Here is a 13,210-nt window from a genome sequence, read left to right on the forward strand (position 1 = left end):
GATGAAAGAAAAGAACCTTCTCGCCGAACTCGCCGCCTATCTGTTCTCCCATTCGGACAACGAGACCGGCCGCACGCCCTCGGAGCGCGAACTGGCCGAGCACTTCAGCGTCAGCCGCGGCCAGATCCGCGAGGCGCTGGCCATTCTTGAAGCCATGCGCATCGTCGAACGTCGCGCCAAATCCGGCATCTATGTCGACACCCGGCAGGCCAGCGTGGAAGCCTTGGCCCTTTTCGCCCGCGCGGGCCTGCCGCTCGATCCGGTCCAGATCTACGAAACCGTGGAGCTGCGCAAGATCCACGAGATCAAGGCCGCCGAACTCGCATGTTCGCGCGCCACCGAAGAGAATTTCGAGCGCCTGCGCGAAATCCTGAAAGCTTCCGAGGAGCGCATCGCCGCCGGCGAAGGCCTTGCCAAGGAGGACCGCGAATTCCATCTCGAGATCGTGCGGGCGACCAAGAACGGCGTCTTCCACAACATCTGCAGCGTCTATTATCTGATGGGCGAGCAACGGCTGCCGATCTACTTCAACGATCCCGAGCGCTCAGTGCGCTCGCATGCCGAGCATATCCAGATCTACGAAGCGTTGCTGCGCCGCGACGGCAACCTCGCCCAGGCGCTGATGAGCGCCCATCTGCAAGGCGCGGAAAGCTACTGGAAGGGCATCATCGAGGGCCGCGGCATGGAGCAGAAAACCACCGCCCTCGAAAAGGTCTAGAGCAATTCCAGGAAAAGTGTGAAAACGCTTTTTCCCGGGAAAAGCGCGTGGCGCTTTCCCTTGAGAATTGCGACAAAAAACAGGTGCCCCATGCCCAGAATCCTGTCGACGCACACGCTGCATCCGCGTGCCTCCGCCATGCTGGTAGGCGCCGGCGAACTCGTCGTCGCCTCAGCGCTCGATGCCGCCACGCTGACCAGCGAGGCGAAGAACGCGGACGTCATCATTGTGCGAGCGCCACTGCCGCCGGCGCTGTTCGAAAACGCGACCAAACTTAGGGCAGCAGTCCGTCACGGCGCCGGCCTCGATATGGTGCCGATGGAGGCCGCGGCCGCAGCCGGCGTCCTGGTCGCCAACGTGCCGGCGGTCAATGCGCGCTCGGTCGCCGAATATGTGATGTTTGCAGCCCTGGCGCTGCTTCGCCGCTTCCGCTCGGTCGACCGCGACCTGCGCGCCAGGGGCTGGAATGCCGGCCGCGACCACGCCAGCCATGCCAGCGAACTCGCCGGCAAGACCATCGGCATCATAGGTTTCGGCGCTATCGGTCAGGCGGTCGCCCATATCGCCGCACACGGCTTCGGTCTCAACGTGGTGGCGACGACGCGCAGCATGCAGCCGGCGCCTGACAGGATCGGCTTCCTGTCGATCGACGCGCTGGTCGAACAGAGCGACATCATCGTTTTGTGCTGCCCGCTGACGCCGGAAACCCGCGGCCTGATCAACCGCGAACGCATTGCCCGCATGAAGCCCGACGCGCTTTTGATCAACATTTCGCGCGGGCCCGTGATCGAAGACGAGGCGCTGATCGAGGCCTTGCGCAAGGACCGCATTGGCGGCGCCGCACTCGACGTCTTTGCCACGCAGCCGCTGCCGGCAAATCATCCTTACTTCGGCTTCGACAATGTCATCGTCACCCCGCATATGGCTGGCATTACCGAGCAGTCGATGATGCGCATGGGTGTGGGTGCTGCCGGCGAGACCTTGCTGGTGCTGGCCAACCGGCTGCCGGTCAATTTGCGCAACCCCGATGTGGTCGAGCACTACCGCCGGCGGTTTCCGGCAGACTGACGGTTCTGCGACCCGCCTCAATATTCCCGGATTTGGCGACGAGCTTCGCCGACATGGCCCAAAGCGCTACCCGAATTCTTATTCTGATTGCCGGCATCTGCATGGCAGCTACCGAGGCTCGGGCCGATGGGCAAGGCAGCTACGTGCCTTGCGACAACGGCCTGCGGTGCCTGATGGCGCCCTGCCCTTCGACTAGTGCGCTTGACCTCACCACTGGCAAGGTCGTCAAGGGCGTGTGGGTCGATATTGACGGCCTGCCGCAGCAGGACAAGGCGCTCGACCTTCCCGACAAACTCTACGCCGGCAAGCTCGTTGTCGCAGGTTCCATCGAGAACCGGCCGCGCAGCTTGAACGGCAAGCAGCACAGCCTGCCGACATTGGTCGCGACCGGCATCCTGCGCACCGCCAAGGACAGCGAACGCAAGCACTGCTCGTCGCGCTGATACTGGACGCCGGTCAGAACAACCGCTCCACTTCAGCCGCGATGCGCAGCAAATAATGGTCCTGGCCGTTGCGCGCCACCAGCATCAGCCCGGCCGGCAACGTCATGCCGGGCATCGGCAGCGAGATGGCGCAGAGGTCGAACTGGTTGGCGACCTGGGTGTTGCGCAACAGCAGGCCTTCGGCCTTGTTGCGCAGCGCTTCGTCGCCGGCCATGGTGGCGATCGAGGGCGCGACGATCGGCACGGTCGGGAGGGCAAGCATATCGATCGACGCGAGGCGCTCGGCCATGGCGGCGGCTAGCTCGCCGCGGCGGCGGATGGTCCTGATATAGACCGAAGCAGGGATGGCGAGTGCCCGCGAAAGCGGGCCGCTGACATGCGGGTCAACCGGCACCGATGCACCGATGGACAGCCAGTCGGCATGAACCTCCGCACCTTCCATCGACGCGATCGAAGCACGTTTGGTTGCTGTGCGCATCTCGGCAATCAGATCGTCGATCAACAGGTCGACGATGCGCACGCCGCTTTGCTCCAGCGCGCGCAGGCATCGCTCGAAGCCTGCCGCGACTTCCGGTTCCGTCTCGTCGAACAGCACACCGCGCGGAACGCCAACGCGGAGGCCGGCAAGTGACAGCGGCAGATGCAGCGGCGGGAGTTCGTCCCCTGACATGACGGCATCGGCGACCGCGCAGGCGGCGACGCTCAGCGCCAGCGGCCCGATCGAATCCAGCGTCGCGGACAGGGGAAAGGCGCCGGTCAGCGGCACCCGCCGCGCCGTCGGCTTGAAGCCGACGACGCCATTCAGCGATGCCGGGATGCGCACCGAGCCGCCGGTGTCGGAGCCGATGGCGATGTCGCATGTGCCCTCGGCCACGGAAACGCCGGCGCCCGAGGACGAGCCGCCGGGAACGCGGCTGGCGTCGGCCGCATTGCCGGGTGTGCCGTAGTGCAGGTTGTCGCCGATCGCGGTGAAGGCGAATTCGGTCATGTTGGTCTTGCCGATGATGACCGCGCCGGCCTGCCGCAGCCGGCTGACGATTGCCGCGTCCCACAGGGGAGATGCTGCGTTCTTCAGCATCAGCGAACCGGCCGTGGTCGACTCGCCAGCGACATCGAACAGATCCTTGATCGAGACAATGGTGCCGTCGAGCGGCCCGAGGCTCACACCGGCCCGTTTGCGGGCATCGCTGGCATCGGCCGCGGCCCGCGCGGCCTCGGCATAGAGCTTTGTGTAGACCCTCTCGTCTGCCGCACGATTGGCAAGACGTGACAGGATGATTTCGAGATGATCGCGGATTGATTGCATGTCGATGTCGGACTCCGCCAGGATGCAACGTCTTTAAAGCAAGCACAGAGAGTTCAAGCGGCCGGTTGGGCCCGCGGAAGGGATAACCCGGCCAGCGTGCCTTTGCACCTGCCAGCGATAGGAAGAGACTGATGCTGTACAAAGGCAGCTGCCATTGCGGCAAGGTTGCGTTCGAATTCAAGGCGGAGCTGACCGGCGCGGTGCGGTGCAATTGCTCGATCTGCTCGCGCAAGGGTGCGCTGTTGGCCGCCATCCCGCATGACAGCCTGACGGTGCTGGCGTGGGGCGACGATCTCGGCACCTATACCTTCGGCAATCACGCAATGTCGCATCGCTTCTGCCGCACCTGCGGCATCCATCCTTTTGCCGAGGACGTCCGTCGGGGCAGCGAACGCAGCGCCTATGTCAACCTCAACTGTGTCGTGGATATCGATCCTGCCGGCCTGTCGATCTTCGATTTTGACGGCCGCGCGGTCTGAACAGTTGGTTACCTCTCATCATGACAACGGCCCGACAACCGTGATGGCAGTCGGGCCGTTGCTGGCGCGCGCCGGTCCATGCGCACACCGCCGACTACCGCGCGGTGGTCATCAAGGGGCTGTGGGCGCATTGGCAGATGGAGGGCGGCGAAGAGCGACCAAGGTCGAACTGCCGCCAGGGTCCTACTGGACCCAAAAGGCCAATGAGATGCACGACGACGCCTGCCTGTCGGAGACGGAGTGCGTGATCCTGCTGATCAACGACACGCCCTACGCGACCTATTTCCAGAAATAGAAGGCGCCTGCAGATTTTCGCCAGCGGATTGGCGCCGGCTTAAGTCTGCAGGGGAGCCTAGCTGGCGTGCCGCAGGCTTACGCCGCTGCCCTTGTCGAACAGCACGACCTTGTCCGCATTCCACGCGAAGCGCACCGATTGCTCGATCGCCACATCGGTCCTGGCCGGCACGGTGGCGCGCAGCGTCGTGTCGCCGACCCTGAGCGTCAGGATCTTTTCGACGCCATGGTTCTCGACATCATGGACGCGTGCCTCGACCGGCGCGCCGCTCTCGAGATAGACGTCTTCCGGACGGATGCCGAAGACGAGCGGGCGCCCCTCCGTCGCCGCGGCCGTCTTGGTAAGCGGCAGCTCGAAATTCATCGGCGCCATCACCGCGCGATTATCCACCAGCCGGCCGTCGATGAGGTTCATCGGCGGCGAGCCGACGAAGCTCGCCACATAGGTATCGCGCGGATTGTTGTAGATCTCGTGCGGCGTGCCGGTCTGCACGATGCGGCCGTGGTTCAACACGCCGACCTTGTCGCCCATCGACATCGCCTCGATCTGGTCGTGGGTGACGAACAGGAAGGTGGCGCCGAGCTGTATCTGCAGGTTCTTCAGTTCCGTGCGCAGCGCCTCGCGCAATTTGGCGTCGAGCGCCGACAGCGGCTCGTCCATCAGGAACACGCGCGGCTTGCGCACAATGGCGCGGCCGATCGAGACGCGCTGCATCTCGCCGCCCGAAAGGCGATCGGTCTTGCGGTCGAGCAGATGCTCGATCCGCAGTGTCTTGGCGGCCCGCGCAACGCGGTCCTTGATCTCGGCATCCGGCAGCCGGCGGATCTTCGGCTTCAGTGGGAATTCAAGGTTCTCGCGCACGGTGTAGCGCGGGTAGAGCGAATATTGCTGCAGCACCAGCGCCACGTCGCGCTCGGCAGCGCCCCAGTCGGCGACATCGACGCCGTCGATGAATACCTGGCCCTCAGTCGGCTTTTCCAAACCGGCGACCATGCGCAGCGTCGTCGTCTTGCCCGCGCCTGTCTCGCCGAGCAGCACGAAGAACTCGCCATCGGCGATCTCGAGATTGAGCCCGGTCAGCGCGGTGTGATTGCCGAAGCTCTTCGAGATATTCTTGAGCTGGATATGCGCCATCAGAGCCTCACCTCGAGCGACTTGCCGCTTGCTGTGTCGAAGAAATGCGCCTGCGTCGGATCGATCCTGGCGAAGACCTTTTCGCCGGGACCGCCGACGAAGCCGCTCTTGGTGCGGGCGCGCAGCATCTTTGTGCCGACCATGAGGTCGACGATGTCGAAGGAGCCGAGCGGCTCGACGATCTGCGTCTCGACCGGCAGGAAGCCTTCCGCCGCTTCATGGCGCACCAGCACGCCTTCGGGCCGGATGCCGAGCGCCAGCTGGCCGCCGGCATGTCCGTTGAGCTTGGACAAAAGCGCGCGCGGGAATTCGAAACCGGCGGCAGCGCCGCCGACCGTGACCGAGGCCGAGGAAGCCGTTTCTGCGACCGACGCATCGGCGACATTCATCACCGGGCTGCCGACGAACTGCGCCACGAACAGATTGGCCGGATGCGAATAGACCTCGTCTGGCGAGCCAACCTGCTGCAACACGCCCTCATGCATGATGACAATGCGATCGGCGAGGCTCATCGCCTCGATCTGGTCATGCGTGACATAGATGGTGGTCGAGCCCTGCTTGATGTGCAGCCGCTTGATCTCGGCGCGCATCTCTTCGCGCAATTTGGCGTCGAGCGCGCCGATCGGTTCGTCCATCAGCATCGCCTTCGGGCGCCGCACCAGCGCCCTGCCGATAGCGACGCGCTGCATGTCGCCGCCCGACAGCGCCGACGGCTTCTTGGCCAGGAGGTCGGTGATCTGCAGCGTCTTGGCGACCGAGCGCACTTCCTGGTCGATCTCAGCCTTGCTCTTTCGCGTTGCCCTGAGTGGGAAAGCAACATTCTCGTAGACGCTCATATGCGGATAGAGCGAGAATGACTGGAACACCATGGCGATGTCGCGGTCGGCGGCCTTGAGGTGCTGCACCGGCTTGCCGTCGATCAGTATATCGCCGCCATCGATCGTCTCCAGCCCGGCAATGGCGCGCAGCGTCGTCGTCTTGCCGCAGCCGGACTGGCCGAGCAGCACGATGAACTCGTTGTCGTCGATTTTGAGGTTGAGGTCCTTGATGACCTGGACGGCGCCGAAGAATTTCTGGACGCCGCGAAGCTCGATCTGGGTCAATGCGGTGCTCCCGGATTTCGCGCCGGTTCGTCCGCGCCGTGGCCAGTGCCGGCCTTCTCTTCCGGCGCGATCTTCGAGGTGATGTTGAAGCCGATCAGGCCGATCAGGATGATGGTCAGACCATAGGTGTGCAGCAGCATGTTCCAGGGCTGGCAGAGCGCGACGATGCCGAGCACCATCAGGATCTGCGAGCCGGGTTCGAGATATTTCTGGTTGATGGCTCGAAAGCTCATTTGCGGATCGCTCCGAAGGACATGCCGCGCAACAGATGATTGCGGAGCAGGAAGGTGAAAATGGCAACCGGCAGCAGGAACAGGAAAGTGCCTGCCGCAATCACCGTCCAGTCCGGCAGGCCGGAGCCGACCTGGCTGGGGATGAAAGGCGGCGCGGTCTGCGCGCGGCGGCTGGTCATGATCAGCGCGAAGGCATATTCGTTCCACGCCGTGATAAAGCAGAAGACGGCGGTGGCGGCGATGCCGGTTGCGGCCTCGGGTAGCACGATCTTGAAGAAGGCTTCCATGCGCGTATAGCCGTCGACCAGGGCGGCCTCCTCGTATTCCTTCGGGATCTCGTCCATGAAGCCTTTCATCAGCCAGACCGAGAAGGACAGGTTGAAAGCGGTGTAGAGGATTATCAGGCCGAGGTGGGAATCGTTGAGGCCGACCGCCCGGTACATCAGGAACATGGGGATGGCGACGACCACCGGCGGCAGCATGCGCGTCGACAGGATGAAGAAGAGCAGATCCGCCTCTCCCTTCACCTTGAAGCGCGAGAAGCCGTAGGCGGTGAAGGTGCCCATGCCGACCGCCAGTACCGTCGAGGTTATGGCCACGATCAACGAGTTCATGAAGCGACTCGGATAGCCGGACCACTGCACCTGGCCCTTGCCGTCACGCACGATCTTTTCGCCGCCGTCGAAGACGACGCGCTCCCACCAGGGCGCGGCTGCATACTCCTCCGGCGACGCTGGGTTGCGCAGTTGCGAGCGCTTGGTGAACAGCTTGACGAAGGGCGATATTTCCGGCTGGAAGACGACCGTCGGCGGAATGGTGGTGGCAAGGTTGCGCGGCTTGAATGCCGTCGAGGCAATCCAGTAGATCGGCGCCAGAAAGATGATCGTCACCAACAGGACGGCGACGATTGCAACGCGGTTGAAGCCGATTTCGGAAGAAGTGCGGACGGCGGCCATCTCAGCGCTCCTTCACCTTGTTGAGGTATTTGACGTAGATGTTGGTAATCGCCAGCACCATGATCAGCACGATGTAGGCGAGTGCGCAGGACCGCCCGGTCTGCCATTCCTGGAACGCCATCTTGTAGAGCCGGATCGAAATCAGTTCGGCCGTCGGCTGGCTGGTCAGGATGTAGGCGAGATCGAAGGTCTTAAATGCCTCCATGGTGCGGAAGATGACCGCGATCATCAGGATCGGCGCGACCAGCGGCAGCGTGATGCGAAAGAAGGTGTAGAACGGCCCGGCGCGGTCGATCGCCGCCGCCTCGTAGAGATGCTTCGGCACCGCCGAGAGGCCGGCCAGCGACAGCAGCATGACGAAGGGCGACCACATCCAGATGTCGGTAAGCGCAACCGCATAGAGCGCCATTTTCGGATTCGATAGCCATTCGAAGGTGCCGAGGCCGAGCGCATAGTTGATGATGCCGAAAGACGGATCGTAGAGCAGTTTCCAGAACAGGCCGACGACCGCCATCGACAGCATCATCGGCAACAGAAGCAGCGTCGTCAGCAAGCCCTTCAGCGGAATGTCGCGGTTGAGCAGCATGGCGACGCCAAAGCCGACCAGCAGCTGACCGGCGACCGAGATGATGACGTATTTCGCGGTGATGGCGAAATTGGACCACACATACGGGTCGTTGAGCAGGTCGCGATAATTCTGCAGCCCAACGAAATTCGCCGCCGCATTGGTCGACGCGCGGAAATCGGTGAAGGAATAACCCAGCGAATAGATCAGCGGGAAGATGTTGAAGACGATCAGGAACAGGATCGTCGGAATGATGAAGAGATTGCGGATCGACATGTCGCTGAGGCCGCGTGCGGCGGCTCGTGAGGACCTGTCTAGCGTGGTGATCATCGTGGTCGCCAAGACCCTGCTCCCGGTTCAAAAAAGAAAACGGAGGAGGCACCAATCGCCCCCTCCGTGAAGATGTCGGTTACTGCCCGCGGCCGTATTTCTTGAACGTCGCGTTCCAGTCGCCTGCGAGCGCGTCCAGCGTTTCCTTGGCGGTGCCTTCGCCGCCGATCATGTAGGGGTAGACGCGCTGGTTGAGCTGCTGCAGCAGTTCTGCATATTCCGGCACCGCCCAGAAATCCTTCACCTTGAACATGGTCTCGTAGAAGGCCTTGTTGTACGGCGTGGCGTTCTGGAATTCGTCCGACTTGAGCACGGCGGCACTGCAGGTGTAGCCGCCAAGCGCTGCCCACTTCTTCTGGGTCTCGTCCTTGATGAACCATTCAAGGAACTTCGTCGCCTCTTCCTGCTTCTGCGAGTAGGAGACGATGGAGATACCCTGGCCGCCGAGTGCGGCGAACTGATCGCCGTTCGGGCCCGGGGGATTGGCGAAGAAGCCGGTGTTCTTGGCGTTCGGGTTCGACGCCTCGTTAATCAGCGAGGGGAAGAACGCGAAGTAGTTCATGCTCATCGCGGCCAGGTTTTCAGTGATGGCCTGGTTGTCCTCGACGAAAAACGACTTGGCCCAGCCCGGAGGGGTGAACTTGTAGAGTTCCTTGTAGGCGTCGAGCGCCGCGATCGCCTTGTCGGAGTTGATGAAGCCATCGACCTTGTAGGTCTTATAGTCACCCAGCTCGCCGCCAAAGGAGAACAACGCGTTCTCAAAACCCATCGCCATCGCGTCATAGGAATTGTCGGTGTAGATGGCGATGCCGTATCGCTTCTGATCCGGCCGGTGGAAGAATTCGGCGATGTCGCGCAGCGCCTTGAAATCCTTCGGCACGTCGAGATCGTAGCCATATTTGGCCTTGAAGGCTTCCTTTTCCTTGGGGTCTTCGAACCAGTCCTTGCGATAGGACCAGCCGACGGCGTCGCCTTCGAGCGGAATGGCCCAGTACTTGCTGCTGCCGCCCGGATATTCGGCATAGTATTTCACCGTAGCCGGCGCCATTACTTCGCCGACCTTGTGCTTGTTGAAGAAGTCGGTCAGGTCGACATAGTGGCCACCAGTCGAGCCGGCGCCGAGCCATTGCGAATCGCCGACGACCATATCATAGGCGTCGCCATGGGCGTTGAACTCGGTGAAGGCCTTGGTCTGGAAGTCGGGCCACGGTGTGGTTTCCACCGTAATCTTGACGCCGGTTTCCTTCTCGTACTCGTTGCCGAGTTCCTGCAGGTAATTGGCCGGATCCCATTCCGCCCAGAAGATGGTGAGTGATTTATCCTGCGCGTAAACGGACGTTCCGCAGGCAAGCACTAAGCCGATACCAGCAAGCAGGCTGGTCATTGTCTTGCGCATAATGTTTCCTCCCTTGTGCGCATTCTACCGTATCATGCGAGCCGGCAACGGGGCCGGCCCTGGTAGTTCCTCCGAGATCGCACCTTTCCGGTTCCAAGCCTCCTCGCTTCGCCGGAAAATGGACCGCAGCTCTCACTTTCGATCCGCTTTTTCTGTCCTGATCTGGTATTACCAATTTTGGATAGCCGTCAAGCTCTTTCTTGGACCACAGCCGGAGCTTGTATAACCGGATTCCCCATGTATCTGACTGTTTTCCCTTAATTTTCCTACTCCTTGATATAGGAGAGCCTTGTTTCGGCACCTACATCCTGGTTACCATCAGTAGTGGTCGCGCAAATCTGGTCGAACCAGATTGGCGCTATTTCGTCGCTGCCGCCGGCCGAACCGCATCCGCTTCTGTCATCGATTCCACTATCGCGGCGCGCACCAGGGCGCCCGCCGCCCATTGCGCGACTGACCGCATGCCGCGGCTGTCGAGCCCCCATATGTCCTTTAGCACGATCAGCAATTCGACGCCGAACATCATCGACAGCGCCTGCGCCAGGCGCTTGAATTCGCGCGGCGACAACTGGCCCTTGAGCGGAGTGATGGCATCCTTCAACAGCTGGACGCGATGACCGCGTGTGAACTGCGGTTCGCCCCCCAGCGTGCCCGCCTGGCGCTGCGCCCACTGGTCGAGCGACAGTTTCAACGCTGCCTTGAAGGTTGCCTCGAAAGCCTCGATGCGCGGCATGGCGGTGTCGAACAATTCGGCGACGCGGCGTTGCGGATCTTTCGAAGCCGATTGCCAGGTCAGGATCGGCCCGAGCCCCTCGTCGACCACGGCCTGCACCAGGGCTGCCTGGCTCGGGAAATAGCGATAAGCGGTGGCGCGCGAGACTTCAGCCGCCTCCGCGACTTCGCTGACCGAGGGCGTGACGCCCGCCTGCATCAGCCGCGTCGCCGTCTCCAGCATCAGTCGTTTTGTGCGGGCACGTGGGCCGCGTTCGACCGCCTCACTGGCGTCGTCGTTCACTGCGGCTTGTTGACGTGAGACATTCATGTCAATACGATACGCGCGTCTCAAAAAATTGCAATGGCCTTCGCGGCCAGACCCAGCACACCGAAGACGGGGAACGCGATGAACCGCATCTATGTGGTGGGCACCGCCGACACCAAGGGCGAGGAACTTGCCTTCCTGGCCGACACGATTGCCGCCACCGGCAGTTCGGTTGCCCGCGTCGACATCGGCACGCGCGGCGCCACCGTGCCGGTCGATGTTCCAGCCAGCGAGGTCGCCGCGCATCACCCGGGCGGAGCCGGCAGCGTGCTCGGCATCGACGATCGCGGCACGGCAGTGGCCGGCATGGGCGCCGCTTTCACCAGCTTCATCCAGTCGCGCAACGACGTAGCCGGCATCATCGGTATCGGTGGCGGTGGCGGCACATCGATCATCACATCCGGCATGCGCGCACTGCCGCTGGGCGTTCCGAAGATCATGGTCTCGACGCTCGCCTCCGGCGACACCGCACCCTATGTCGACGTCTCCGACATCATCATGATGCCCTCGGTGACCGACATGGCCGGCCTCAACCGGCTGTCGCGTGTCGTGTTGCACAATGCGGCGCAGGCCATAGCGGGTATGGCTGCGAGCCCCGCGCCGGCCGCGACCGGCAAGCCGGCGCTCGGGCTCACCATGTTCGGCGTCACCACCCCGTGCGTGACAGCCATAGCCGACCAGCTGCGGGCAGACTACGACTGCATGGTCTTCCACGCCACCGGCACCGGCGGCCGCTCGATGGAGAAGCTGGCCGACAGCGGCCTGCTCGCCGGTGTCATCGACATCACCACGACGGAAGTCTGCGACCTGCTGTTCGGCGGCGTACTGCCGGCGACGGAGGATCGCTTCGGCGCCATCGCCCGCACCAAGCTGCCCTATGTCGGCTCGGTCGGCGCGCTCGACATGGTCAACTTCTGGGCGCCGCCGACCATTCCTGAGAAATATCGGGGCCGGCTGTTTTACGAGCACAACCCCAACGTCACGCTGATGCGGACCACAGCCGATGAATGCCGCAGCATCGGCGAATGGATTGGCGAGAAGCTGAGCCGCTGCGCGGGACCGGTGCATTTCCTGATCCCGGAAAAAGGCGTCTCGGCGCTCGACATCGAGGGCGGCGCCTTTTTCGACCCGCAAGCCGACGCCGTCCTGTTCGATGTCATAGAGCGCACCATCAAGCCGAATGCCACGCGCCGCGTCACGCGGCTGCCGCTGCACATCAACGACCCGAAATTTGCCAAGGCCGCAACCGCGGCCTTCCTCGACATCGCCAGACAGTGAGAGCCCAGACATGGCTGCCATACCGCGCAAAGACATATTGAAGAAGTTCAGGGCGATGATCGCCGACGGCGTGCCGATCGTCGGCGGCGGCGCCGGCACCGGCCTGTCGGCCAAGGCCGAGGAAGCCGGCGGCATCGACCTGATCATCATCTACAATTCCGGCCGCTACCGCATGGCGGGGCGCGGCTCGGCCGCTGGCCTGCTTGCCTATGGCAACGCCAACGAGATCGTCAAGGAAATGGCCTATGAGGTGCTGCCGGTGGTCAAGAAGACGCCGGTGCTGGCCGGCGTCAACGGCACCGATCCCTTCGTCATCATGCCGCTGCTCCTAGCTGAGCTGAAGACGATGGGCTTTTCCGGCGTGCAGAATTTCCCCACCATCGGCCTGTTCGACGGCAGCATGCGGCAGAGCTTCGAGGAGACCGGCATGGGCTTCGGCCTCGAGGTCGACATGATCGCCGAGGCGCACAAGCTCGACCTGTTGACCACGCCCTACGTCTTCAACCCCGATGAGGCCCGCGCCATGGCACGAGCCGGCGCCGACATCATCGTCGCCCACATGGGGGTGACGACCGGCGGCTCGATTGGCGCGACGTCGGCCAAGTCGCTCGACGACTGCGTTGTCCAGATCGACGCCATCGCCAACGCCGCGCGTTCGGTGCGCAAGGATGTCGTCCTGCTTTGCCATGGCGGACCGATCTCGATGCCAGACGACGCCCGCTACATACTCGACCGCTGCAAAGGCCTGCATGGCTTCTATGGCGCAAGCTCGATGGAACGGCTGCCGGCCGAAGCCGCGATCGCCAGGCAGACGGCAGATTTCAAAGCCGTCACGCTGCACGACCAGAAGAAAAAGAAGGGATGAGA

General features: G+C 62.9%; 14 protein-coding genes and 1 pseudogene. 7 read left to right on the forward strand and 8 right to left on the reverse strand.

What is annotated here, in order from left to right; genetic code table 11:
• Nucleotide 1: 1 nt before the first annotated feature.
• The 3 genes from FJV77_RS13595 (at nucleotide 2) to FJV77_RS13605 (ending at nucleotide 2,229) form a co-directional block, all read left to right on the forward strand.
• Nucleotides 2-718 (forward strand): FadR/GntR family transcriptional regulator, encoded by a 717-nt coding sequence (locus tag FJV77_RS13595; RefSeq protein ID WP_142867311.1) that lies wholly within the window; start codon nucleotides 2-4, stop codon nucleotides 716-718.
• Between the two features lie 90 nt (nucleotides 719-808).
• Complete coding sequence (locus FJV77_RS13600) at nucleotides 809-1,786, forward strand: NAD(P)-dependent oxidoreductase (RefSeq protein WP_142867312.1); 978 nt, start codon at nucleotides 809-811, stop codon at nucleotides 1,784-1,786.
• Nucleotides 1,787-1,887: 101 nt separating this feature from the next.
• The gene (locus FJV77_RS13605; protein WP_185970305.1) at nucleotides 1,888-2,229 is read left to right on the forward strand and encodes a hypothetical protein; all 342 of its coding nucleotides are present in this window, start codon (nucleotides 1,888-1,890) and stop codon (nucleotides 2,227-2,229) included.
• A 13-nt stretch (nucleotides 2,230-2,242) separates the two neighbouring features.
• Here the strand turns inward: FJV77_RS13605 and FJV77_RS13610 are convergent, their stop codons facing one another.
• Nucleotides 2,243-3,535 (reverse strand): amidase, encoded by a 1,293-nt coding sequence (locus tag FJV77_RS13610; RefSeq protein ID WP_142867313.1) that lies wholly within the window; start codon nucleotides 3,533-3,535, stop codon nucleotides 2,243-2,245.
• Between the two features lie 131 nt (nucleotides 3,536-3,666).
• Between FJV77_RS13610 and FJV77_RS13615 the strand changes: the two genes are divergently transcribed.
• Both FJV77_RS13615 and FJV77_RS13620 read left to right on the forward strand, forming a co-directional pair.
• The gene (locus tag FJV77_RS13615; protein WP_142867314.1) at nucleotides 3,667-4,014 is read left to right on the forward strand and encodes a GFA family protein; all 348 of its coding nucleotides are present in this window, start codon (nucleotides 3,667-3,669) and stop codon (nucleotides 4,012-4,014) included.
• A gap of 62 nt (nucleotides 4,015-4,076) precedes the next feature.
• Nucleotides 4,077-4,309, forward strand: a pseudogene (locus FJV77_RS13620) (DUF4437 domain-containing protein); the annotation flags it as partial.
• A 57-nt stretch (nucleotides 4,310-4,366) separates the two neighbouring features.
• Here FJV77_RS13620 and FJV77_RS13625 read toward each other — a convergent pair.
• The 7 genes from FJV77_RS13625 to FJV77_RS13655 all read right to left on the reverse strand — a co-directional run bounded on the left by FJV77_RS13625 (nucleotide 4,367) and on the right by FJV77_RS13655 (nucleotide 11,068).
• Nucleotides 4,367-5,443 (reverse strand): ABC transporter ATP-binding protein, encoded by a 1,077-nt coding sequence (locus FJV77_RS13625; protein ID WP_142867315.1) that lies wholly within the window; start codon nucleotides 5,441-5,443, stop codon nucleotides 4,367-4,369.
• The gene (locus FJV77_RS13630) at nucleotides 5,443-6,546 is read right to left on the reverse strand and encodes an ABC transporter ATP-binding protein (protein WP_142867316.1); all 1,104 of its coding nucleotides are present in this window, start codon (nucleotides 6,544-6,546) and stop codon (nucleotides 5,443-5,445) included. Before FJV77_RS13630 ends, FJV77_RS13625 begins: the two co-directional genes overlap by 1 nt.
• The gene (locus tag FJV77_RS13635; RefSeq protein WP_142867317.1) at nucleotides 6,543-6,779 is read right to left on the reverse strand and encodes a hypothetical protein; all 237 of its coding nucleotides are present in this window, start codon (nucleotides 6,777-6,779) and stop codon (nucleotides 6,543-6,545) included. The genes FJV77_RS13630 and FJV77_RS13635 overlap by 4 nt, the downstream gene beginning before the upstream one ends.
• Nucleotides 6,776-7,735, reverse strand: coding sequence for a carbohydrate ABC transporter permease (locus tag FJV77_RS13640; RefSeq protein WP_142867318.1), 960 nt, complete (start codon nucleotides 7,733-7,735; stop codon nucleotides 6,776-6,778). The genes FJV77_RS13635 and FJV77_RS13640 overlap by 4 nt, the downstream gene beginning before the upstream one ends.
• 1 nt (nucleotide 7,736) lies before the next feature.
• Nucleotides 7,737-8,642, reverse strand: coding sequence for a sugar ABC transporter permease (locus tag FJV77_RS13645; protein ID WP_142867319.1), 906 nt, complete (start codon nucleotides 8,640-8,642; stop codon nucleotides 7,737-7,739).
• Between the two features lie 67 nt (nucleotides 8,643-8,709).
• Nucleotides 8,710-10,026 (reverse strand): ABC transporter substrate-binding protein, encoded by a 1,317-nt coding sequence (locus tag FJV77_RS13650; RefSeq protein WP_142867320.1) that lies wholly within the window; start codon nucleotides 10,024-10,026, stop codon nucleotides 8,710-8,712.
• Nucleotides 10,027-10,384: 358 nt separating this feature from the next.
• Complete coding sequence (locus FJV77_RS13655; RefSeq protein WP_142867321.1) at nucleotides 10,385-11,068, reverse strand: TetR/AcrR family transcriptional regulator; 684 nt, start codon at nucleotides 11,066-11,068, stop codon at nucleotides 10,385-10,387.
• A 78-nt stretch (nucleotides 11,069-11,146) separates the two neighbouring features.
• Here FJV77_RS13655 and FJV77_RS13660 point away from each other — a divergent pair, with 78 nt between their 5' ends.
• Entirely contained in the window at nucleotides 11,147-12,343 is a 1,197-nt protein-coding gene (locus tag FJV77_RS13660; protein WP_142867322.1) for a Tm-1-like ATP-binding domain-containing protein, read from the forward strand.
• A 10-nt stretch (nucleotides 12,344-12,353) separates the two neighbouring features.
• Nucleotides 12,354-13,208 carry a phosphoenolpyruvate hydrolase family protein gene (locus tag FJV77_RS13665; RefSeq protein WP_142867323.1) on the forward strand — a complete coding sequence of 285 codons (855 nt, stop codon included), beginning with the start codon at nucleotides 12,354-12,356 and terminating at the stop codon, nucleotides 13,206-13,208.
• Nucleotides 13,209-13,210 lie beyond the last annotated feature (2 nt).

Source organism: Mesorhizobium sp. WSM4306 (assembly GCF_007003975.1).
GTDB lineage: Bacteria > Pseudomonadota > Alphaproteobacteria > Rhizobiales > Rhizobiaceae > Mesorhizobium.

Excerpts from the sequence above, each read along its gene's own strand:
- FJV77_RS13625 (WP_142867315.1), bottom strand. The coding sequence starts at position 5,443 with ATGGCGCATATCCAGCTCAAGAATATCTCGAAGAGCTTCGGCAATCAC.
- FJV77_RS13660 (WP_142867322.1), top strand. The coding sequence starts at position 11,147 with ATGAACCGCATCTATGTGGTGGGCACCGCCGACACCAAGGGCGAGGAA.
- FJV77_RS13615 (WP_142867314.1), top strand. The coding sequence starts at position 3,667 with ATGCTGTACAAAGGCAGCTGCCATTGCGGCAAGGTTGCGTTCGAATTC.
- FJV77_RS13650 (WP_142867320.1), bottom strand. The coding sequence starts at position 10,026 with ATGCGCAAGACAATGACCAGCCTGCTTGCTGGTATCGGCTTAGTGCTT.
- FJV77_RS13635 (WP_142867317.1), bottom strand. The coding sequence starts at position 6,779 with ATGAGCTTTCGAGCCATCAACCAGAAATATCTCGAACCCGGCTCGCAG.
- FJV77_RS13665 (WP_142867323.1), top strand. The coding sequence starts at position 12,354 with ATGGCTGCCATACCGCGCAAAGACATATTGAAGAAGTTCAGGGCGATG.
- FJV77_RS13640 (WP_142867318.1), bottom strand. The coding sequence starts at position 7,735 with ATGGCCGCCGTCCGCACTTCTTCCGAAATCGGCTTCAACCGCGTTGCA.
- FJV77_RS13605 (WP_185970305.1), top strand. The coding sequence starts at position 1,888 with ATGGCAGCTACCGAGGCTCGGGCCGATGGGCAAGGCAGCTACGTGCCT.
- FJV77_RS13655 (WP_142867321.1), bottom strand. The coding sequence starts at position 11,068 with ATGAATGTCTCACGTCAACAAGCCGCAGTGAACGACGACGCCAGTGAG.
- FJV77_RS13595 (WP_142867311.1), top strand. The coding sequence starts at position 2 with ATGAAAGAAAAGAACCTTCTCGCCGAACTCGCCGCCTATCTGTTCTCC.
- FJV77_RS13610 (WP_142867313.1), bottom strand. The coding sequence starts at position 3,535 with ATGCAATCAATCCGCGATCATCTCGAAATCATCCTGTCACGTCTTGCC.
- FJV77_RS13600 (WP_142867312.1), top strand. The coding sequence starts at position 809 with ATGCCCAGAATCCTGTCGACGCACACGCTGCATCCGCGTGCCTCCGCC.